Origin of the sequence: Acidovorax sp. SDU_ACID1 (assembly GCF_045291395.1) — a bacterium.
GTDB lineage: Bacteria > Pseudomonadota > Gammaproteobacteria > Burkholderiales > Burkholderiaceae_C > MR-S7.
Map to the genome: position 1 here is coordinate 560,273 of NZ_CP152342.1, position 18,587 is coordinate 578,859.

General features: G+C 66.2%; 21 protein-coding genes and 1 pseudogene. 16 read left to right on the forward strand and 6 right to left on the reverse strand.

From position 1 onward, the window contains the following. From AAG689_RS02705 to AAG689_RS02725, 5 genes are all read left to right on the forward strand, one after another. On the forward strand, positions 1–930 hold the full coding sequence (locus AAG689_RS02705; RefSeq protein WP_020226791.1) for a branched-chain amino acid ABC transporter permease: 930 nt from the start codon (positions 1–3) through the stop codon (positions 928–930). A 19-nt stretch (positions 931–949) separates the two neighbouring features. Further along, positions 950–2,026 carry an ABC transporter permease subunit gene (locus AAG689_RS02710; RefSeq protein WP_020226792.1) on the forward strand — a complete coding sequence of 359 codons (1,077 nt, stop codon included), beginning with the start codon at positions 950–952 and terminating at the stop codon, positions 2,024–2,026. 24 nt (positions 2,027–2,050) lie between these two features. Then, positions 2,051–2,833: an ABC transporter ATP-binding protein gene (locus AAG689_RS02715; RefSeq protein WP_034689720.1), complete on the forward strand. Its 783-nt coding sequence runs from the start codon at positions 2,051–2,053 to the stop codon at positions 2,831–2,833. A gap of 13 nt (positions 2,834–2,846) precedes the next feature. Next, positions 2,847–3,575 (forward strand): ABC transporter ATP-binding protein, encoded by a 729-nt coding sequence (locus AAG689_RS02720; protein WP_024000788.1) that lies wholly within the window; start codon positions 2,847–2,849, stop codon positions 3,573–3,575. A gap of 115 nt (positions 3,576–3,690) precedes the next feature. After that, positions 3,691–4,053, forward strand: coding sequence for a DMT family protein (locus tag AAG689_RS02725; protein WP_020226795.1), 363 nt, complete (start codon positions 3,691–3,693; stop codon positions 4,051–4,053). Positions 4,054–4,093: 40 nt separating this feature from the next. Here the strand turns inward: AAG689_RS02725 and AAG689_RS02730 are convergent, their stop codons facing one another. Further along, positions 4,094–4,699, reverse strand: a complete 606-nt coding sequence (locus AAG689_RS02730) for an outer membrane beta-barrel protein (protein ID WP_406624658.1) — start codon at positions 4,697–4,699, stop codon at positions 4,094–4,096. A gap of 253 nt (positions 4,700–4,952) precedes the next feature. Here AAG689_RS02730 and AAG689_RS02735 point away from each other — a divergent pair, with 253 nt between their 5' ends. Together AAG689_RS02735 and AAG689_RS02740 are read left to right on the forward strand one after the other, a co-directional pair. Continuing rightward, on the forward strand, positions 4,953–5,600 hold the full coding sequence (locus AAG689_RS02735; protein WP_020226797.1) for a DUF47 domain-containing protein: 648 nt from the start codon (positions 4,953–4,955) through the stop codon (positions 5,598–5,600). A gap of 38 nt (positions 5,601–5,638) precedes the next feature. After that, a complete protein-coding gene (locus AAG689_RS02740; RefSeq protein WP_024000790.1) occupies positions 5,639–6,649 on the forward strand; it encodes an inorganic phosphate transporter in 1,011 nt (336 codons plus the stop codon). Between the two features lie 45 nt (positions 6,650–6,694). On the opposite strand, the gene AAG689_RS02745 is transcribed toward AAG689_RS02740, so the two are convergent. After that, positions 6,695–7,141, reverse strand: coding sequence for a hypothetical protein (locus AAG689_RS02745; protein ID WP_406624659.1), 447 nt, complete (start codon positions 7,139–7,141; stop codon positions 6,695–6,697). A gap of 23 nt (positions 7,142–7,164) precedes the next feature. Next, entirely contained in the window at positions 7,165–7,686 is a 522-nt protein-coding gene (locus tag AAG689_RS02750) for an N-acetyltransferase family protein (protein WP_406624660.1), read from the reverse strand. Positions 7,687–7,807: 121 nt separating this feature from the next. Here AAG689_RS02750 and rpsP point away from each other — a divergent pair, with 121 nt between their 5' ends. The 8 genes and pseudogenes from rpsP (at position 7,808) to AAG689_RS02790 (ending at position 15,042) form a co-directional block, all read left to right on the forward strand. Further along, a complete protein-coding gene (gene rpsP / locus AAG689_RS02755) occupies positions 7,808–8,059 on the forward strand; it encodes a 30S ribosomal protein S16 (protein ID WP_020226801.1) in 252 nt (83 codons plus the stop codon). A 70-nt stretch (positions 8,060–8,129) separates the two neighbouring features. Beyond that, positions 8,130–8,701: pseudogene (gene rimM / locus AAG689_RS02760) on the forward strand (ribosome maturation factor RimM). A 12-nt stretch (positions 8,702–8,713) separates the two neighbouring features. Beyond that, the gene (trmD, locus tag AAG689_RS02765) at positions 8,714–9,475 is read left to right on the forward strand and encodes a tRNA (guanosine(37)-N1)-methyltransferase TrmD (RefSeq protein ID WP_406624661.1); all 762 of its coding nucleotides are present in this window, start codon (positions 8,714–8,716) and stop codon (positions 9,473–9,475) included. A 120-nt stretch (positions 9,476–9,595) separates the two neighbouring features. After that, entirely contained in the window at positions 9,596–9,988 is a 393-nt protein-coding gene (gene rplS, locus AAG689_RS02770; RefSeq protein WP_406624662.1) for a 50S ribosomal protein L19, read from the forward strand. Between the two features lie 80 nt (positions 9,989–10,068). Further along, positions 10,069–10,767 carry a CoA pyrophosphatase gene (locus AAG689_RS02775; RefSeq protein WP_020226805.1) on the forward strand — a complete coding sequence of 233 codons (699 nt, stop codon included), beginning with the start codon at positions 10,069–10,071 and terminating at the stop codon, positions 10,765–10,767. 39 nt (positions 10,768–10,806) lie between these two features. Then, positions 10,807–11,796, forward strand: coding sequence for a CobD/CbiB family protein (locus tag AAG689_RS02780; protein WP_406624663.1), 990 nt, complete (start codon positions 10,807–10,809; stop codon positions 11,794–11,796). 74 nt (positions 11,797–11,870) lie between these two features. After that, positions 11,871–12,956, forward strand: a complete 1,086-nt coding sequence (hisC, locus tag AAG689_RS02785) for a histidinol-phosphate transaminase (protein WP_406624664.1) — start codon at positions 11,871–11,873, stop codon at positions 12,954–12,956. A gap of 67 nt (positions 12,957–13,023) precedes the next feature. Next, positions 13,024–15,042: an acyltransferase family protein gene (locus AAG689_RS02790; RefSeq protein WP_406624665.1), complete on the forward strand. Its 2,019-nt coding sequence runs from the start codon at positions 13,024–13,026 to the stop codon at positions 15,040–15,042. A gap of 22 nt (positions 15,043–15,064) precedes the next feature. On the opposite strand, the gene rsgA is transcribed toward AAG689_RS02790, so the two are convergent. The 3 genes from rsgA to AAG689_RS02805 are packed head-to-tail and all read right to left on the reverse strand — an operon-like array spanning position 15,065 to position 17,618. Continuing rightward, positions 15,065–16,015 (reverse strand): ribosome small subunit-dependent GTPase A, encoded by a 951-nt coding sequence (rsgA, locus tag AAG689_RS02795; RefSeq protein ID WP_406624666.1) that lies wholly within the window; start codon positions 16,013–16,015, stop codon positions 15,065–15,067. After that, the gene (locus AAG689_RS02800) at positions 16,012–16,350 is read right to left on the reverse strand and encodes a 4a-hydroxytetrahydrobiopterin dehydratase (RefSeq protein WP_406624667.1); all 339 of its coding nucleotides are present in this window, start codon (positions 16,348–16,350) and stop codon (positions 16,012–16,014) included. Before AAG689_RS02800 ends, rsgA begins: the two co-directional genes overlap by 4 nt. Next, on the reverse strand, positions 16,347–17,618 hold the full coding sequence (locus AAG689_RS02805) for a M48 family metallopeptidase (protein ID WP_406624668.1): 1,272 nt from the start codon (positions 17,616–17,618) through the stop codon (positions 16,347–16,349). Before AAG689_RS02805 ends, AAG689_RS02800 begins: the two co-directional genes overlap by 4 nt. Positions 17,619–17,658: 40 nt before the next feature. Here AAG689_RS02805 and orn point away from each other — a divergent pair, with 40 nt between their 5' ends. After that, positions 17,659–18,225: an oligoribonuclease gene (gene orn, locus AAG689_RS02810; RefSeq protein WP_406624669.1), complete on the forward strand. Its 567-nt coding sequence runs from the start codon at positions 17,659–17,661 to the stop codon at positions 18,223–18,225. The last annotated feature ends 362 nt before the right edge of the window (positions 18,226–18,587 follow it).

Genomic DNA, 18,587 nt, shown 5'->3' on the forward strand with positions numbered 1-18,587 from the left:
ATGGACATTTTGCTGCAGCAGATCATCAATGGTCTGGTCCTGGGCAGCATGTACGCCTTGATAGCCCTGGGCTATACCATGGTGTACGGCATCATCCAGCTCATCAACTTCGCCCACGGGGAAGTGCTCATGATCGGGGCGCTCACCAGCTGGAGCTGCATCGGCCTCATGCAGGAGGCCATGCCCGGCGCGCCGGGCTGGAGCATCCTCCTGCTGGCCACCCTCATCGCCTGCGTGGTGGCCGCAGTGCTCAACTTCACCATCGAGAAGGTCGCCTACAAGCCTCTGCGCAACAGCCCGCGCCTGGCGCCCCTGATCACCGCCATCGGCATGTCCATCCTGCTGCAGACGCTGGCGATGATCGTCTGGAAGCCCAACTACAAGCCCTATCCCACGCTGCTGCCCGCCGCGCCCTTCCAGATCGGCGGCGCGGTGATCACCACCACGCAGATCCTCATCCTGGGCGTGACGGTGGTCGCCCTGGCCTCCATGGTCTACCTGGTGAGCTACACGCGCCTGGGCCGTGCCATGCGCGCCACGGCCGAGAACCCGCGTGTGGCGGCGCTCATGGGCGTCAAGCCCGACATGGTGATCTCCGCCACCTTCATCATCGGCGCGGTGCTGGCGGCCATCGCCGGCATCATGTGGGCGTCGAACTACGGCACGGCCCAGCACACCATGGGTTTCCTGCCGGGCCTGAAGGCCTTCACGGCGGCGGTGTTCGGCGGCATCGGCAATCTCGCTGGCGCAGTGGTCGGCGGCATCCTGCTGGGGCTGATCGAGGCGATCGGCTCGGGCTACATCGGCCAGCTCACGGGCGGCGTGCTGGGCAGCCACTACACCGACATCTTCGCCTTCATCGTGCTCATCATCATCCTCACGCTGCGCCCCTCGGGCCTGCTGGGCGAGCGCGTGGCGGACCGCGCCTGAGACAAGAGGGAGCACACACATGAAAAACAACAAGATCCAATGGATCCTGGGCGGCATCGCACTGCTGGTGCTGCCGCTGGTGCTGCAGTACTTCGGCAACGCCTGGGTGCGCATCGCCGACCTGGCGCTGCTCTACGTGATGCTGGCCCTGGGCCTGAACATCGTGGTGGGCTACGCAGGCCTGCTCGATCTGGGCTACGTGGCCTTCTACGCCGTGGGCGCCTACATGTTCGGCCTGCTGGCCTCGCCGCACCTGGCGGACAACTTCGCGTGGTTCTCCGCGCACTTCCCCGACGGGCTGCACATCTCGCTGTGGCTGGTGATTCCGCTGGCGCTGGTGCTGGCGGCGTGCACGGGGGTGCTGCTGGGCATCCCGGTGCTCAAGCTGCGCGGCGACTACCTGGCCATCGTGACGCTGGGCTTCGGCGAGATCATCCGCATCTTCATGAACAACCTGGACCACCCGGTCAACATCACCAACGGCCCCAAGGGCCTGGGGCAGATCGACTCGGTGAAGGTGTTCGGACTCGACCTGGGGCGGAGGCTGGAGCTGTTCGGCTACGACATCAACTCGGTCACGCTGTACTACTACCTGTTCCTGGCGCTGGTGCTCGTCACCATCCTGGTGTGCTACCGGCTGCAGGACTCGCGCATCGGCCGCGCCTGGATGGCCATCCGCGAGGACGAGATCGCCGCCAAGGCCATGGGCATCAACACCCGCAACATGAAGCTGCTGGCCTTCGGCATGGGCGCTTCGTTCGGCGGCGTGGCGGGGGCCATGTTCGGCGCATTCCAGGGCTTCGTGTCGCCCGAGTCTTTCAGCCTCATGGAGTCGGTGATGATCGTCGCCATGGTGGTGCTCGGCGGCATCGGCCACATCCCGGGCGTGATCCTGGGCGCGGTGCTGCTGTCGGCGCTGCCCGAGGTGCTGCGCTACGTGGCCGGCCCGCTGCAGGCCATGACCGACGGGCGCCTGGACTCGTCCATCCTGCGCCAGCTCCTGATCGCGCTGGCGATGATCATCGTGATGCTGCTGCGCCCGCGCGGCCTGTGGCCCTCGCCCGAGCACGGCAAGAGCCTCGTGCAGAAGTCCTGACACCACCACGCGAGAAGCAAGAACATGGCAGATACATCGAAAGAAGTGGTGCTGAAGGTCGCGGGCATCTCCAAGCGCTTCGGCGGCCTGCAGGCGCTGTCTGGCGTGGGCATCACCATCCGGCGCGGCCAGGTCTACGGCCTGATCGGGCCCAACGGCGCGGGCAAGACGACGTTCTTCAACGTCATCACGGGCCTGTACACGCCCGACGCGGGCTCCTTCGAGCTGGCGGGCCAGCCCTACGAGCCCACCGCCGTGCACCTGGTGGCCAAGGCGGGCATCGCGCGCACGTTCCAGAACATCCGCCTCTTCGCCGACATGACGGCGCTGGAGAACGTGATGGTGGGCCGCCACATCCGCACCCATTCGGGGCTGTTCGGCGCGGTGTTCCGTACCAAGGGCTTCAAGGAGGAAGAAGCGGCTATTCGCCACCGCGCGCAGGAGCTGCTCGACTACGTGGGCATCGGCAAGTACGCCGACTTCAAGGCGCGCACGCTGTCCTATGGCGACCAGCGCCGCCTGGAGATCGCCCGGGCGCTCGCCACCGACCCGCAGCTCATCGCGCTCGACGAGCCCGCGGCCGGCATGAACGCCACCGAGAAGGTGCAGCTGCGCGAGCTGATCGACCGCATCCGCAACGACGACCGCACCATCCTGCTCATCGAGCACGACGTGAAGCTGGTGATGGGCCTGTGCGACCGCGTGACGGTGCTCGACTACGGCAAGCAGATCGCCGAGGGCACCCCTGCCGAAGTGCAGCAGAACGAAAAAGTGATCGAGGCCTACCTGGGCACCGGCGGGCACTGAAGGACCGAAAGAAATGGCCGAGAAATCCAACAAAGTTCTATTGCAGGTCAAGGGCCTGAAGGTGGCCTACGGCGGCATCCAGGCCGTCAAGGGTGTGGACATGGAGGTGCGCGAGGGCGAACTCGTCACGCTCATCGGCTCCAACGGCGCCGGCAAGACCACCACCATGAAGGCCATCACCGGCACCCTGGGCATGAACGATGGCGACATCGAATACCTGGGCCAGAGCATCCGCGGCAAGGGTGCGTGGGACCTGGTCAAGCAGGGCCTGGTGATGGTGCCCGAGGGCCGCGGCGTGTTCGCGCGCATGACCATCACCGAGAACCTGCTCATGGGCGCCTACACGCGCGACGACAAGGCGGGTATCCAGGCCGACATCGAGAAGATGTTCACTATCTTCCCGCGCCTGCGCGAGCGCAAGGACCAGCTGGCCGGCACCATGTCCGGCGGCGAGCAGCAGATGCTGGCCATGGGCCGCGCGCTGATGAGCCAGCCCAAGGTGCTGCTGCTCGACGAGCCTTCCATGGGCCTGTCGCCCATCATGGTGGACAAGATCTTCGAGGTGGTGCGCGACGTGTACGCCCTGGGCGTGACCATCGTGCTGGTAGAGCAGAACGCCAGCCGGGCGCTGGCCATCGCCGACCGGGGCTATGTGATGGAGTCCGGCCTCATCACCATGGCGGGCGGCGGGCAGGATCTGCTGAACGACCCGCGCGTGCGCGCGGCCTACCTGGGCGAGTGAGGCGCGGCCCGCTCTCCACCCAAAAGCACCGCTGCGGCGGTGCTTTCTTTTTCATAGCTGCCAGCGCTTGCTGGATATGCGCTAGAGTGCAATCTGGCTTATAAAACCCTGCGCCATGCACACCCTGCAATCCCTGCCCATCCCCCTGCAGACCATCCTGCTGCTGGCGGCCAGCAATGTCTTCATGACCTTCGCCTGGTACGGCCACCTCAAGAACCTGGCCACTTCGCCCTGGTACGTGGCGGCGCTGGTGAGCTGGGGCATCGCGCTGTTCGAATACCTGCTGCAGGTGCCGGCCAACCGCATCGGCCACACGCAGTTCAGCGTGGGCCAGCTCAAGATCATGCAGGAGGTGATCACCCTCACCGTGTTCGTGCCGTTCGCCGTGTTCTACATGAACGAGCCGCTCAAGTGGGACTACCTGTGGGCGGGTCTGTGCTTGGTGGGCGCCGTGTATTTCATCTTCCGCAGCGCATGAAAAAGCCCCTCGAAAGAGGGGCTGAACCCAGGCGGAAGGGTCAGAAGCGGTACTGCAGCCCCAGCGAGGTCATGTCCACGTCCGAGCTGCCGTCGGCGAAGTGGAAGCGGTGGCGCTCCCATTCCAGCACGGCCGCCCACTGCGGCGTGAAGGCCCAGCGCACGCCCAGGCCGTACGACAGGCCGAAGCCGCTGTCCTTGCCCGTATTCACGCCGAAGCCGCTGTAGCCGCCGGTGCGCGTGCGGCCGTAGGTGGTGCCCAGCTTGCCGAACACGTCGAACTGCTCGCCCAGCGGTGCACGGCCGATCAGGCTCAGGTTGAGGCCCTGGGCCTTGGTGTTGCCGCCGATGCGGTCGGCCTTGCCCATGTTCAGGTAGCCCAGTTCCAGCCCGAAGTAGGGGTTGAAATAGCCGCCCGTGTAGATCTTGAACGCGGTGTCGCTGTCGTCGAAGCCGAAACCGCCCGTGCCGCTGCGCAGGTCGTACTTGGACTGGCCGGCGCTGATGCCCATGTAGCCGGCCTGCGTGCCGGGCACGAAGGAGCGCTCGGACATCGGGGCGGGCTGGTTCTGCGCATGCACGGCACCGGCCGCGCAGGCCAGGGCGACCAGGCAGGGAAGGGTGCGAAAGGAGGGTGTCAATTTCATGGCGGGGTCCTTGGTGGGGTGAAGGGAAGGCATGCCATGTCCGCATGGCCGAGGCCCCAATCTACGGACCGGGCGCGGCGCAGGCTGTGGGTCCACGCGGTGCATGGCTGTCGGCAGGGTCCTACGCGCCGGGGCGCTGCACCGGCGTTCCGAGGGGCATGGCCCAGCCGGTTAAACTCGCGCCTTTCGCAGATTTGTCACACGATGTTCTCTGCGTCACGAAGCCGTTGAAAAGGTCCGACCAGGAGTCCGCATGTTGTTTGGAAAGCTGTTGCCCCGCGAGGGCAATTTTTTCGAGATGTTCAACCAGCATGCAGATCGCATCGTCGAGGCGGCACGGGCCTTTTCCCAACTGGTGGCCCACTATGGCGACACCCACCTGCGCGACCAGTACAACCAGGACGTGGACAACGCCGAGCGCGCCGCCGACCGTGTGACGCACGAGGTCAACCGCACGCTGCACCAGACCTTCATTACGCCGATCGACCGCGAGCAGATCCACTCGCTGATCAACACCATGGACGACGTGGCCGACCTGATCCAGGATTCGGCCGAAACCATGGCCCTGTACGACATCCGCCACATGACGGACGAGATCACGCGCCTGACGGACCTGAGTGTCAAGTGCTGCGAGCGCGTGCGCGACGCCGTGCAGCTGCTCTCGCGCATCGCCGATCCCGCCGTGGCCGAGGCCGCCCTGAAGACCTGCGAGGAGATCGACCGCCTGGAGGGCGACGCCGACCGCGTGCTGCGCAGCGCCATGAGCAAGCTGTTCCGCGAGGAGCCGGACGTGCGCGAGGTCATCAAGCTCAAGGCCATCTACGAGCTGCTGGAAACCATCACCGACCGCTGCGAAGACGTGGCCAACCTCATCGAAGGCATCATCCTCGAGAACTCCTGAGGCCGGGGCTCCGTCCCGCTTCGCCTCTCGTCCCAAGCATGGAAACAGTACAAACCGCCCTGTGGGTCGTGGTCGTGCTGGTGGCGCTGGCCATCGTGTTCGACTTCATGAACGGCTTCCACGACGCCGCCAACTCCATCGCCACCGTGGTTTCCACGGGCGTGCTCAAGCCGACGCAGGCGGTGGTCTTCGCGGCGTTCTTCAACTTCGTCGCCATCTTCGTCTTCCACCTGAGCGTGGCGGCCACCATCGGCAAGGGCATCGTCGAGCCGGGCGTGGTGGACACGCACGTGGTCTTCGGCGCGCTCGTCGGGGCCATCACCTGGAACGTCATCACCTGGTACTACGGTATCCCCAGCAGCTCGTCGCACGCGCTCATCGGCGGTATCGTGGGCGCGGTGATGGCCAAGACCGGCGCGGGCGCACTGGTCGCCAGCGGCATCCTCAAGACCGTGGCCTTCATCTTCGTGTCGCCCCTGCTGGGCTTCCTGCTGGGCTCGCTGATGATGGTGGCCGTAGCCTGGATGTTCCGCCGCATGCGTCCCAACCGGGTGGACAAGTGGTTCCGCCGCCTGCAGCTCGTCTCGGCCGGCGCCTACAGCCTGGGCCATGGCGGCAACGACGCGCAGAAGACCATCGGCATCATCTGGCTGCTGCTCATCGCCACGGGCTACGCCTCGGCCAGCGACTCGGCGCCGCCCACCTGGACCATCGTCTCGTGCTATGCGGCCATCGGCCTGGGCACCATGTTCGGCGGCTGGCGCATCGTCAAGACCATGGGCCAGAAGATCACCAAGCTCAAGCCCGTGGGGGGCTTCTGCGCCGAGACCGGCGGCGCGATGACGCTGTTCATCGCCACGGCGCTGGGCATTCCCGTCTCCACCACCCACACCATCACCGGCGCCATCGTCGGCGTGGGCTCCACCCAGCGCGCGAGCGCCGTGCGCTGGGGCGTGGCGGGCAACATCGTCTGGGCGTGGATCCTCACCATCCCGGCCAGCGCCTTCGTGGCCGCCATCGCCTACTGGATCAGCCTGCAGCTCTATTGATTTAATAGCTGCCAGCGCTTGCTCGGCAAGCGCTGGAGCCCGATTTCATTGTGAAATCTTGCGGGCTTCCTCGATCTGGTATTCGAAGTAGTGCTGGAAGCTGTAAGCGATGCTGGCCATCAGCACGGCCGTGCCGATCATGAGTGCGGCTGCAATGGCGAAGACCGTGAACCAGTTCGTGCAGCCCGGCGCGGCATCGGGCGCACCTTGCGGGTTGAAGCGCGCGTTCCACTTCTCGGGCGGCATCAGGCCGTAGAGGATGGCGCGCAGCGCGCAGCCCGCGATCGTGAAGCCCAGCAAGGGAATCAGCAGCCAGCTCAGCTGGTCGTCCTGCCCCAGTTGCTGCACACGCTGGATGCCGTACACGCCGAGCGCCGTCGGCAACGGCAGCAGCCAGCCGAGCATGTCGCCCAGGCCATGCAGGTAGAAGCGGTGCAGCCCCAGGGGGCCGCCAAGGAATGCGAGCCACGCCGCGATGGTCTTGTTCTTCATGGGGCGCCATTATTGGCGCTCGGTCACTCGGGTGCGGTGGAGTCGCCTGCGCCCAGGGGCTTTTCCATGAGCACGATGTCACGCCATGCGCCGAACTTCCAGCCCACCGAGCGCAGCACGCCCACGTGGGCAAAGCCTGCCGCGCGGTGCACGCCGACGGAGCCCGCGTTGGCTGAGTCGCCGATCACCGCCAGCAGCTTGCGCACGCCCGCGGCCTCGGCCTGCGCGCCCAGCGCATCCAGCAGCAGGCGGCCCAGCCCGCGCCCGTGCGCGTCGTGGGCCACGTAGATCGAATCCTCGGCCGAGAAGCGGTAGGCCGGGCGCGGCTTGAACCAGTTGCAGTAGGCGAAACCGAGCACGCGGCCATCCTCCTCGGCCACCAGGTAGGGCAGGCCCTTGGCCAGCACGTCGGCGCGGCGCGCGGCCATGTCCTCGGCACCGGGCGGATCGATCTCGAAGGTGCCCGTGCCGTGCAGCACATGGTGGGCGTAGATGGCGGTGATGGCGGCGACATCTTCGTCGCGGCTGCTGCGGATGAGGGGCATAGGCAGGTTGTGGATATAATCGGCGGCTTTGCTGCGTGTCGCTGGCCGGGTGGCCAGTCGCGTGTCTCAAACGCCGCAAGAACGAAGCAGCATTTGCTGCGACCCACCCGAAGGATTCATTATGGTCGTGATTCGACTCTCCCGCGGCGGCTCCAAGGGCCGTCCGTTCTTCAACATCGTCGTCGCCGACAAGCGCGTGCGCCGCGACGGCCGCTTCATCGAGCGCCTGGGCTTCTACAACCCCTCCGCCAAGGGCGCCGAGGAAGAGCTGCGCATCGCCCAGGACCGCCTGACGTACTGGAAGGGCGTGGGCGCTCAGCCTTCTCCCACCGTGGACCGCCTGATCAAGCAAGCCGCCAAGAAGGCCGCCTGATTCCCGGACCCCATCCATGAAAAGGGCGGGCTTCCATGCGAAGCGCGCCCTTTTTCCATTGAGCACCGCCATGCAGAACCTGCCCGTCCTGGACCCCGCCCAACTCCCCCCGACGCCGTGGAGGTGGGCCGCATCGCCGACGCCTGGGGCGTCAAGGGCTGGTTCAAGGTGTTGCCGTACAGCGCCGACCCCGAGGCGCTCTTCGCCGCCAAGACGTGGTTCCTGCAGCCGTCGGAAAAGGGCGCCAGGAGCTTTTTCAGCGGCACCGTGCAGCTGGTCATCCGGCAGGCGCGCGTGCATTCCGACTCTGTGGTCGCCTGGGCGCAGGGCGTGGACGACCGCGACGCCGCCGAAGCCCTGCGCGGCGCGCGCATCTTCGTGCCGCGCGAGAGCTTTCCCGCCACCGGGGAAGACGAGTACTACTGGGTCGACCTGATCGGCCTGCCCGTGGTCAACCGCGAGGGCGTGCCGCTGGGCACCGTGCGCGAGCTGCTGCCCACGGGGCCGCAGACCACGCTGGTGCTGGCCTACGAGCACGAGGGCAAGGCGCACGAGCGCATGATCCCCTTCGTCTCCGCCTTCGTCGACAAGGTGGACCTCGCCGGACGCTGCATCACCGTGGACTGGCAGCCGGACTACTGATGCCCGCGTGCCATGCGTTTTGACGTCATCACCCTGTTTCCCGACCTGTTCGCACCGTTCCTCGCCAGCGGCGTGACGCGGCGCGCCTACACGTCGGGGCAGGTCGATGTGCGCCTGTGGAACCTGCGCGACCACGCCGAAGGCAATTACCGCCGCGTGGACGACCGGCCTTTCGGCGGCGGCCCCGGCATGGTCATGCTGGCGGAGCCGCTCGCGCGCTGCCTCGCCGCCATCCGGGCGGACCGGGCGGAGGAAGAGGGCGCTCGGGCGCCGCTCGTGCTGTTCTCGCCCATCGGCCGCCGGCTCGACCATGCGGGCGTGGCCGAATGGTCGGCCAGCAGGGGCGCCATCCTGCTGTGCGGCCGCTACGAGGGCGTGGACCAGCGCTTCATCGACACGCACGTCGATCTGCAGATCAGCCTGGGCGACTTCGTGCTCTCGGGCGGCGAGATCGCGGCACTGGCGCTGCTCGACGCCGTGGCCCGCCTGCAGCCCGGCGTGCTGCAGGGCGAAGGCAGCCACCAGCTGGACAGCTTCAACCCGGCGCTCGACGGCCTGCTCGACTGCCCGCACTACACGCGCCCCGAGGTCTGGAGCGGCCAGGCCGTGCCCGGCGCGCTGCTGTCGGGCCACCATGCTCAGATCGAGCGCTGGCGCCGCGACCAGCGCCTGCTGCTCACCGCGCGCCACCGTCCCGACCTGCTGGCCGCCGCGCGCGAGCGCGGGCAGATCACACGGGCCGACGAGGCCGTACTGAAACAGAATTCGCTATAATCGCTGGTTCTCGATCCTCTGGCCGGCCGCTGCCGAATCCCTGAAGAAGGCCGGCAGCACCAAGGCACCATAGGGGTGCCATGCCAATTCTGGCGCGGCCATGATCGTTGGAATGCAACCATGAACCTCATCCAGACCCTCGAGCAGGAAGAAATCGCCCGCTTGAACAAGACCATCCCCGAATTCGCGCCTGGCGACACCGTCATCGTGAGCGTGAACGTGGTGGAAGGCACCCGCAAGCGCGTCCAGGCCTACGAAGGCGTGGTGATCGCCAAGCGCAACCGTGGCCTCAACAGTGGCTTCACCGTGCGCAAGATCTCCAGCGGCGAAGGCGTGGAGCGCACGTTCCAGACCTACTCGCCCCTGATCGCCAAGATCGAAGTCAAGCGCCGCGGCGACGTGCGCCGTGCCAAGCTGTACTACCTGCGCGAGCGCAGCGGCAAGTCGGCCCGCATCAAGGAAAAGCTGCCTTCGCGCATCAACAAGACTGCCGCCACGGACGCAGCAGCGTAAGCATCCACCGGCATCCTTGCCGCGGAACCGCTACAGTGCGCGAGCCTGTAGCGGTTTTTTCTTTTCGCCTTGATCGTCCTGTGAGCTCCGCCGCCGTCCCGCCCCTGTCCACGCTGCCCGACTTCGACCCGCGAGAGGTGCCCGTCGCCGGCGTGGACGCGCACCTGCCCGCCGTGGCCTTGGCTGCCCAGACGCCCCAGGCGCTGCGCCGGCGCTTCGCCGCGCCCCCGGTGTGGACGCCCGAGGTGGTGCGCGAGAAGAAATTCGCCGAGCGCGCGCCCGCCCAGGCGGCCGTGCTCGTGCCCATCGTGCTGCGCGATCGGCCCACGGTGCTGCTCACCGAGCGCACGGCGCACCTGTCCACGCACTCGGGGCAGGTGGCCTTTCCCGGCGGCCGGGCGGACCCTGGCGATGCCGATGCCGCCGCCACTGCCCTGCGCGAGGCGCAGGAGGAAGTGGGCTTGGCTCCCGCCAGCGTCGAGGTGCTGGGCAGCCTGCCCATCTATGTCACCGGCACCGCCTTCATCGTCACGCCCGTCGTCGGCCTCGTGCGGCCGGGGGCAGCGCTGCAGCCCAACCCCTACGAGGTGGCCGACGTGTTCGAGGTGCCGCTCGACTTCCTGCTCGACCCCGCGCACCACCGCCGCCACGTGTTCGAGTGGCAGGGACTGCGGCGCGAATGGTTCTCCATGCCCTACGAGGACGGCGGCAAGACGCACTTCATCTGGGGCGCCACGGCCGGCATGCTGCGCAACTTCTACCGTTTCATGGTGGCTTGAGCGCAAGCGCGTGTAACACGCGCCGCTATCATTGCCGCCATGAGTTTCTTCGCCATCCTGCTTGCGCTGCTGATCGAGCAAGCGCGCCCGCTGGCCCGCAGCAATCCCATCCATGCCGGCCTGCGCGCATGGGCGCTGTCGGTGAACCGCAATTTCGATGCAGGCAGCCCCCAGCACGCCTGGGTGGCTTGGTGCATGGCCGTGCTCTTGCCGCCCCTCGTGGTGCTGGCCGTGCACTGGGCGCTGCTGCACTGGATCGGCTGGCCGCTGGCGCTGGTGTGGAACGTGGCGGTGCTTTACGTCACGCTGGGTTTCCGCCAGTTCAGCTACCACTTCACCGGCATTCGCGACGCGCTGGAAGAGGGCGACGCCGCCAGTGCGCGCGCGCAACTGGCGGAGTGGAAGCAGGTGGACGCGAGCGAGCTGCCGCGCAGCGAGATCGTGCGCCACGTGATCGAGTATTCGGTGATCGCCGCGCACCGCCACGTGTTCGGCGTGCTGGCGTGGTACTCGGTGCTTGCCGCGCTGGGCCTGGGCCCTGCCGGCGCAGTGCTCTACCGGCTGGCCGAGTTCGTCTCGCGCCACTGGGGCCCGCGCGAGCGCGCGGCCACGGCCCACCCGCCCAGCGAGGCGTTGCAGCGCGTCACGGCCCAGGCCTGGACGGCGATCGACTGGCTGCCCGCGCGCCTCACCGCGCTGTGCTTCGCGGTGGTGGGCAGCTTCGAGGAAGCCATCGAAGGCTGGCGCTTCCACGCCCAGCGCTTCCCCAACGACAACGACGGCGTGGTGCTCGCTGCTACGGCGGGCGCCATCAACGTGCGCCTGGGCGGTGAGGCCCTGCGCAGCCGCGCAGGCGTGGCCACGCCCCAGGGCTTCGAGGTGGATGCCGACATCGGCGACAGCGCCAGCACGCCGGGCCGTGAGCCCGAGGTGGGTCACCTGCGCAGCGTGGTCGGTCTCGTGTGGCGCTCGGTGGTGGTGTGGATGCTGCTGCTGGCGCTGCTTTCCATGGCCAGGCTGCTCGGCTGACAATTCAAATCAAATCAGGCTCCAGCGCTTGCCAGGCAAGCGCGGGCAGCTATGGAATCAGGAGTCTCTTTCCCATGACCGTCCCTTCGCTGTGCAGCCCCGTCGTCGGGCGGCTCGAACCGTATGTACCCGGCGAGCAGCCGCGCATCGCGGGCCTCGTGAAGCTCAACACCAACGAGAACCCCTACCCGCCATCGCCGCACGCCGTGGCCGCCATCGAAGCCGCCGCACGCGAGGGGCTGCAGCTCTACCCCGATCCGCAGTCGCTCGCGTTGCGCGAGACCATCGCTGCGCACCATGGCCTGGAGGCGGGCCAGGTGTTCGTGGGCAACGGCTCCGACGAGGTGCTCGCGCATGCGTTCTTCGCGTTCTTCCAGCATGCGGGCGAGCCGCTGCTGATGCCCGACATCACCTACAGCTTCTACCGCGTCTACTGTGGCCTGTGGGGCATCATGCCCGAGCTGCAGCCGCTGGACGAGGGCCTCGCCATCGACGTGGAGCGCATCGCCGCGCGCGCAGCCCAAGGAGCGTGCGCGGGCATCGTGCTCGCCAACCCCAACGCGCCCACGGGCATGGGCCTGCCGCTCGCGCAGATCGAGCGCCTGCTCGCCGCCTGCCCGCAGCGCGTGGTGCTGGTTGATGAGGCCTACGTCGATTTCGGTGGCGAGAGCGCCGTGAGCCTCGTCGCGCGCCATCCGAACCTGCTGGTGGTGCATACGCTCTCCAAATCGCGCTCGCTCGCGGGCCTGCGCGTAGGCGCTGCGTTCGGCCAGCGGCCGCTGATCGACGCGCTGGAGCGCGTGAAGGACAGCTTCAACTCCTACCCGCTCGACCGCCTGGCCCAGGCCGGCGCGCGCGCCGCCTACGAGGACACGGGGTATTTCAGCGAGACCTGCCGCGCCGTGATGCACAGCCGCGAGGGCCTGTCGCTCGCGCTCGAAGACCTGGGTTTCGAGGTGCTGCCCTCGCAGGCCAACTTCCTGTTCGTGCGCCATCCGGCGCGGGGCGGTGCCGAACTGGCGGCGGCGTTGCGCGAGCGTGCGGTGCTGGTCCGCCACTTCAAGCAGCCCGAGCGTATCGCGCAGTATCTGCGCATCAGCGTGGGCACGCCCGCGCAGTGCGATGCGCTGGTGCAGGCGCTGATGGCGATCCTTTCGTAATTGCGCGCAGCGCGGGCATGCAGCCTGGCTGATCCGGTCAGCCGCTCTTTTTCATTGGTGTTTTTGAATGTCATCCTCTCTTCATCATGAATATCGTCCGGATATTGATGGGTTGAGAGCGGTTGCCATCATCATCGTCGTTGCCTTCCATGCATTTCCCGGGCGATTCACGGGAGGATTCATTGGCGTCGACGTGTTCTTCGTCATATCTGGATTCCTGATCACCGGGATATTGCTGAGAGATATTGAAAAGGGAGGAGTGAATTTTCGGGATTTCTACGTGCGTCGCGTGATACGCATATTTCCCGCACTTCTGTTGGTATTGTTTTCCTGCCTGGCGTTCGGCTGGCTTGCATTGCTGGCGGATGAATACCAGCAACTGGGAGCGCATGTGTCCGCCGCCGCGGTATTTCTGTCGAACTTCGTGCTGATGGGGGAGGCCGGGTATTTTGACAACTCGGCGGAGACCAAGCCGCTCCTCCATCTGTGGAGCCTCGGGATTGAAGAGCAGTTCTATATGTTGTGGCCGCTGCTGCTTTGGCTGGCTCGCAAGGTGGGTTTCAACATCCTGGCGGCGATGGTTATGTTCACTCTGTCGTCTTTCTTGCTGAACGTGGGGCTGATCAGAGAGAGTCACATCGATACGTTCTACTCTCCCCAGACGCGATTTTGGGAACTGTCGCTAGGCGGATGCCTAGCGTGGGTGGTCCTTTATAGAGAGCACTCCCTTGCCTGGGCAAAGGCGAGGGCGGACGGCTGGTTGAGCGCCTTCTTCCGCTGTGCCGGAATGGGCGCCATGACATCCTCCAGCATGCTTTCCTGGCTTGGCATCTTGCTGATTGCAGGCGGACTGTTCAGTATGGATCGGCAGATGGGGTACCCCGGGTGGTGGGCTGTATTCCCGGTGCTGGGCGCTGCCTTGATCTTGGTTGGGGGGAAAGATGCCTGGATCAATCGCGTGGTGCTCTCCCATCGCATTGCGGTCTGGTTCGGCCTGATCAGTTTTCCCCTGTATTTATGGCATTGGCCATTGCTGTCCTTGGCGCGAATCACGGAAGGGGAGATGCCGCACCGGGGAATTCGCGTGGCTGCGGTTCTGGCGGCGGTGGTGCTGGCATGGGCCACATACGAACTGGTGGAGCGGCGTGCGCGATCCCTCTCCGCCCGCAAGACCAAGGTTGCCGTGCTGGTTGCCCTGATGGCTGTGGCTGGAGTGGCTGGCTATGCCGTTGATGCCAATGATGGACTGCCTCAACGCAAGGTGCTTGCAGGAATGCCGGAGCCAATCAGAAAACTGGGTGAAGACGACCCGGCTGCCCATGCCCTGTGCATGTCCAGGTATGGGATGGAGGGGGAAAAGGCGCGTTATTGCCGGCTCAGCGGAGAGGGGCAGCCCCATGTCGCGCTGGTGGGCGATTCGCACGCGGCGGCATTGTTCTCCGGGCTCTCCGATGCCCTGATGCAGAGAGATCGCACGGGGTTGCTGATGATGGGGGGTTATCTGTTCGTCAACGCCATTCTCCATCCGGAGGGCCAGCGCGTTGAATTCGAGAACTATACGGGTGGGAGCCGGGCCACGGCGTTCATTGCTCGCGAGAAATCGATCGATACCGTCATCATGGCCGCACGTGGCCCTGTTTACATCACGACGCCCCATCCCTTCTATCTACCGGATCATCCTGAGATATTGGATAAGAAGAAGGTTCTTGAAGTGGGGTTGCGGTCGGTTCTGGATCTCATGCTGCAGAATGGAAAGAAGGTGGTGTTCGTGCTGGAGGTGCCAACGCTAGACTTCAGTCCGGATGCGTGCCTGGATCAGCGTCCCCTGAGAATATCAAGGAAGGCGCATGATTGTTCTCTGCCGAGGGGCGTATATGATTCAGTGCATGGAGAATATCGCAATCTGGTGTTTTCCATTTTGAAGGATTACCCATCAGTGAAGATTTTCGATCCAGGGAAATATATGTGTGATGATTTTTCCTGTGCTGGGAAAATCGAAAGCAAGATACTTTACGGGGACGACAACCATATCTCCGCCGACGGCTCGGCATTCCTGGCAAGCGAACTGGTGAAACTGCTGGACTGATGGCAAAAAAGGCCGCTTCAGCTCAATAGCGCGGCGCCTCGCTGAGTTCGGCGAACAGCTCGCCATAGATGCGGTAGCGGTTGGCGCTGATGGTGCCGGGGCTGCCTTCCGTATCGACCTGGTCCTGCACGGCGCAGCCTGGCTCGTGCAGATGGGTGCAGTTGTAGAACTTGCACTCGCCCGCATGCGCGCCGATGTCGGGCATGCAGCGCGCCAGGTCTGTGGGCGCGAGGTGGCGCAGGCCGAACTCCTGGAAGCCCGGCGAATCGATGAGCGCGGTGGTGCGCGCCGCGTCCACCCAGTACCACGCGGTGCTCGTGGTGGTGTGCTTGCCGGAGTTGAGCGCCTGCGAGATCTCGCCCGTCTGCGCTGCCGCCCCCGGCACCAGCAGGTTGATGAGCGTGCTCTTGCCCGAGCCCGAGGGGCCGAGCACGAGCGTGGCCTTGCCCTCCAGATGCTGCATGAGCGCCACGCGGTCCACCTCGCCTGACTGGGCCAGCGACAGCGGCAGCACGCCGTAGTGCCGGCTGTCCGGCCCCGCGTTGCCCGCCATGTGGCGGTAGGGCAGCAGGCGCTGCCAGGCGCGCGCGAAGGGCTCGACCAGGTCGCTCTTGTTGAGCGCGATCAGCGGCGCGATGCCCGCGGCCTCGGCGGCGATCAGCGCGCGGGCGAGCTGGCTTTCGGAGAATACGGGCTCGGCGGCGATCAGCACCAGCACCTGGTCGATGTTGGCGGCGAAGGACTTGGTGCGAATCTCGTCCTGGCGGTAGAACAGATTGCGGCGCTCCAGCACCTTCTCGACCGTGCCTTCCTCGCCCTGGCCGGGTGGAGGGGGCTGCCACAGCACGCGGTCGCCCACGACGGCCTGGCTCTTCTTGCCGCGCGGGTGGCAGATGCGGCGCGTGCCGTCCGCGCTTTCCACCACGCAGTGGCGGCCGTGGCTGGCCACCACCAGTCCCTCTTGCCGTGTCATGGCGCGAGGAGTGCGTCGATGCGCCGGGCGCAGTCGATGTCGGTGAGGGAGATGCCGCTCACGTCGTGCGTGTTCAGCCGCACCACGCAGCGGCCGTAGTGCACCGACAGGTCGGGGTGGTGGTCCTGCGTGTGGGCGATGAAGGCGACGGCGTTCACGAAGGCCATGGTCTCGTGGTAGTCGGCGAACCGGAAGGTCTTCTCGATGGCCACTTCGGCGCCGTCGCCGGAAAGCTGCCAGCCTTGCAGATCGGCCAGTTTGGCTACCAGTTCCGTAGCTGTCAGCGCTCTTCGGGTCTGGGTTTTCCAGTCTTTCTTGGGAAGCATCGAGGTCATGATGGCAGGCGCGCGAGGCGTTCCGTGGCGGGAGGATGGGAATAGTAGAAGCGCGCGTACACCGGGTCGGGCGTGAGGGTGGAGGCGTTGTCTTCGTAGAGCTTGAGCAGGGCCGAGGCCAGTGCACCGCCGTCGGCCTGCGCGGCGGCGTAGGCGTCGGCCTGGAACTCGTGGCGGCGCGAGAGCTGGGCCATGAGCGGCGTGATGAACACGGTGAACACCGGCGCGGCCAGCAGGAACAGCAGCAGGGCCAGCGCGTCGTTCGGGGCGCTGCCCTCGAGGTTCAGGTTGGGTTGCACGCCCAGGCCTGTGTAGAACCAGCCGCGCGACGAGAGCCACCCGAGCAGCGCGAAGCCCGCGAGGCTGAGGGCGAACAGGCCGACCAGGCGGCGCGTGATGTGCTTGTGCTTGAAGTGACCGAGCTCGTGCGCGAGCACCGCCTCCACCTCGCCGGGCGTCAACTGCTTGAGCAGCGTGTCGTAGAACACCACGCGCTTGGCCGCACCGAAGCCCGTGAAATAGGCATTGGCGTGGGCGCTGCGGCGGCTGCCATCCATCACGAACAGGCCCTTGGCGGTGAAGCCACAGCGCTGCATGAGCGCGGTGACGCGGCTCTTGAGCGATTCGTCCGCCAGCGGCTCGAACTTGTTGAAGAGCGGGGCGATGAAGAGCGGGAACACCACCATGAGCAGCAGGTTGAACCCCATCCACGCGCCCCAGGCCCACAGCCACCACAGCGGCCCGGCGGCGCCCATGAGCCAGAGGATCAGCCAGGCGATCGGCAGGCCGACCGCGCTGCCTACCAGCGTGGATTTGGCGAGGTCGGCGAGCCACAGCCGCGGCGTCATCTGGTTGAAGCCGAAGCGCTGCTCGATCACGAAGGTCTGGTAGAGCGTGGCGGGCAGGTCGAGTGCGCCGCTGATGAGGGCGAAGCAGGCCAGAAGGGCGAACTGCTGCAGCATGCCGCCGCCCAGCCAGCCGAGCAGCGCCTGGTTGAGCGCATCCAGCCCGCCCAGCAGGGTCCAGCCGAGCAGCACGGCCGTGGAGAGGGCCATTTCCAGTAGCCCGAAACGTCCCTTGGCAATGGTGTAGTCGGCCGCTTTCCGGTGCGCGGCCAGCGGGATGCGGCTGGCGAAGGCGGCGGGCACGGCATCGCGGTGGCGTGCCACGTGGCGGATCTGGCGCGAGGCCAGCCACAAGCGCAGCAGCAGGCCGGCGACCAAGGCAGCGGCGAAGGCGTATGTCAAAAGGAGCGAAGGAGGCAGCATGGGCCGGGAAGTTTAGGCCATCGGTGAAAATCGCCTCCATATGTCTGACACCACTCCCACCCTTGCCAAATCCGACCAGAACCTCGTCTGGCTCGACTGTGAAATGAGCGGCCTGAACCCCGAGGCCGAACGCCTGCTGGAGATCGCCGTGGTCGTCACCAGCCCCAACCTGGATCTGCGCGTGGAGGGCCCGGTCTTCGCCATCCACCAATCCGACGAAGTGCTGAACGGCATGGACGCCTGGAACAAGGGCACGCACGGCCGCAGCGGCCTCGTCGACAAGGTGCGCGCCAGCACGGTGACTGAGGCACAGGCAGAGCAGGCCATCATCGACTTCCTCAAAACTTACGTGCCCAAGGGCACGGCGCCCATGTGCGGCAACAGCATCGGGCAGGACCGGCGCTTTCTCGTGAAGTACATGCCCAAGCTGGAGGCGTTTTTCCACTACCGCAATGTGGACGTGAGCACGCTCAAGGAACTCGCCAAGCGCTGGAAGCCCGCGGCCTACACCTCGTTCAAGAAGGCGCAGCGCCACACCGCGCTGGCCGACGTGCACGAATCCATCGACGAGCTGGCGCACTACCGCACGCACTTGTTGAGTGTGTAGGTTCTGCTCTGCTCTATGCATTGCCCGCATCGCATGAAACTGGCGCGCCCCCAGCGCGGGCAGCCGCGCAAGGGCCTGGGCCGGCCGCGCCGCCCCGCCGCGCTGGCTGCGTCCCCCTTCCCGTAGCGCGAAACGCGTGGAGGAGAAGGGGGAAGGTGCGAAGTGCCACAGGGGGATGTCACCGCATTTGCGGGAAAACCCGAATCGTGCGACAATCGCGGGCTTGCGTGAAAACGACTTCACGCAGTTTGCGCATCTCCCTTCACACACCGGGCCTGCGGGCGGCAGCCACTGCCGCACACCGCATCAATGCCCACCAGCCCAGCCCATCGCTGGCGCAGGTTTCGTTTGATGGTTGATGT

What these genes read in the sequence shown, in the direction of transcription:
- AAG689_RS02705 (WP_020226791.1), top strand. Translation starts at nt 1, where the DNA reads ATGGACATTTTGCTGCAGCAGATCATCAATGGTCTGGTCCTGGGCAGC.
- AAG689_RS02710 (WP_020226792.1), top strand. Translation starts at nt 950, where the DNA reads ATGAAAAACAACAAGATCCAATGGATCCTGGGCGGCATCGCACTGCTG.
- AAG689_RS02715 (WP_034689720.1), top strand. Translation starts at nt 2,051, where the DNA reads ATGGCAGATACATCGAAAGAAGTGGTGCTGAAGGTCGCGGGCATCTCC.
- AAG689_RS02720 (WP_024000788.1), top strand. Translation starts at nt 2,847, where the DNA reads ATGGCCGAGAAATCCAACAAAGTTCTATTGCAGGTCAAGGGCCTGAAG.
- AAG689_RS02725 (WP_020226795.1), top strand. Translation starts at nt 3,691, where the DNA reads ATGCACACCCTGCAATCCCTGCCCATCCCCCTGCAGACCATCCTGCTG.
- AAG689_RS02730 (WP_406624658.1), bottom strand. Translation starts at nt 4,699, where the DNA reads ATGAAATTGACACCCTCCTTTCGCACCCTTCCCTGCCTGGTCGCCCTG.
- AAG689_RS02735 (WP_020226797.1), top strand. Translation starts at nt 4,953, where the DNA reads ATGTTGTTTGGAAAGCTGTTGCCCCGCGAGGGCAATTTTTTCGAGATG.
- AAG689_RS02740 (WP_024000790.1), top strand. Translation starts at nt 5,639, where the DNA reads ATGGAAACAGTACAAACCGCCCTGTGGGTCGTGGTCGTGCTGGTGGCG.
- AAG689_RS02745 (WP_406624659.1), bottom strand. Translation starts at nt 7,141, where the DNA reads ATGAAGAACAAGACCATCGCGGCGTGGCTCGCATTCCTTGGCGGCCCC.
- AAG689_RS02750 (WP_406624660.1), bottom strand. Translation starts at nt 7,686, where the DNA reads ATGCCCCTCATCCGCAGCAGCCGCGACGAAGATGTCGCCGCCATCACC.
- rpsP (WP_020226801.1), top strand. Translation starts at nt 7,808, where the DNA reads ATGGTCGTGATTCGACTCTCCCGCGGCGGCTCCAAGGGCCGTCCGTTC.
- trmD (WP_406624661.1), top strand. Translation starts at nt 8,714, where the DNA reads ATGCGTTTTGACGTCATCACCCTGTTTCCCGACCTGTTCGCACCGTTC.
- rplS (WP_406624662.1), top strand. Translation starts at nt 9,596, where the DNA reads ATGAACCTCATCCAGACCCTCGAGCAGGAAGAAATCGCCCGCTTGAAC.
- AAG689_RS02780 (WP_406624663.1), top strand. Translation starts at nt 10,807, where the DNA reads ATGAGTTTCTTCGCCATCCTGCTTGCGCTGCTGATCGAGCAAGCGCGC.
- hisC (WP_406624664.1), top strand. Translation starts at nt 11,871, where the DNA reads ATGACCGTCCCTTCGCTGTGCAGCCCCGTCGTCGGGCGGCTCGAACCG.
- AAG689_RS02790 (WP_406624665.1), top strand. Translation starts at nt 13,024, where the DNA reads ATGTCATCCTCTCTTCATCATGAATATCGTCCGGATATTGATGGGTTG.
- rsgA (WP_406624666.1), bottom strand. Translation starts at nt 16,015, where the DNA reads ATGACACGGCAAGAGGGACTGGTGGTGGCCAGCCACGGCCGCCACTGC.
- AAG689_RS02800 (WP_406624667.1), bottom strand. Translation starts at nt 16,350, where the DNA reads ATGACCTCGATGCTTCCCAAGAAAGACTGGAAAACCCAGACCCGAAGA.
- AAG689_RS02805 (WP_406624668.1), bottom strand. Translation starts at nt 17,618, where the DNA reads ATGCTGCCTCCTTCGCTCCTTTTGACATACGCCTTCGCCGCTGCCTTG.
- orn (WP_406624669.1), top strand. Translation starts at nt 17,659, where the DNA reads ATGTCTGACACCACTCCCACCCTTGCCAAATCCGACCAGAACCTCGTC.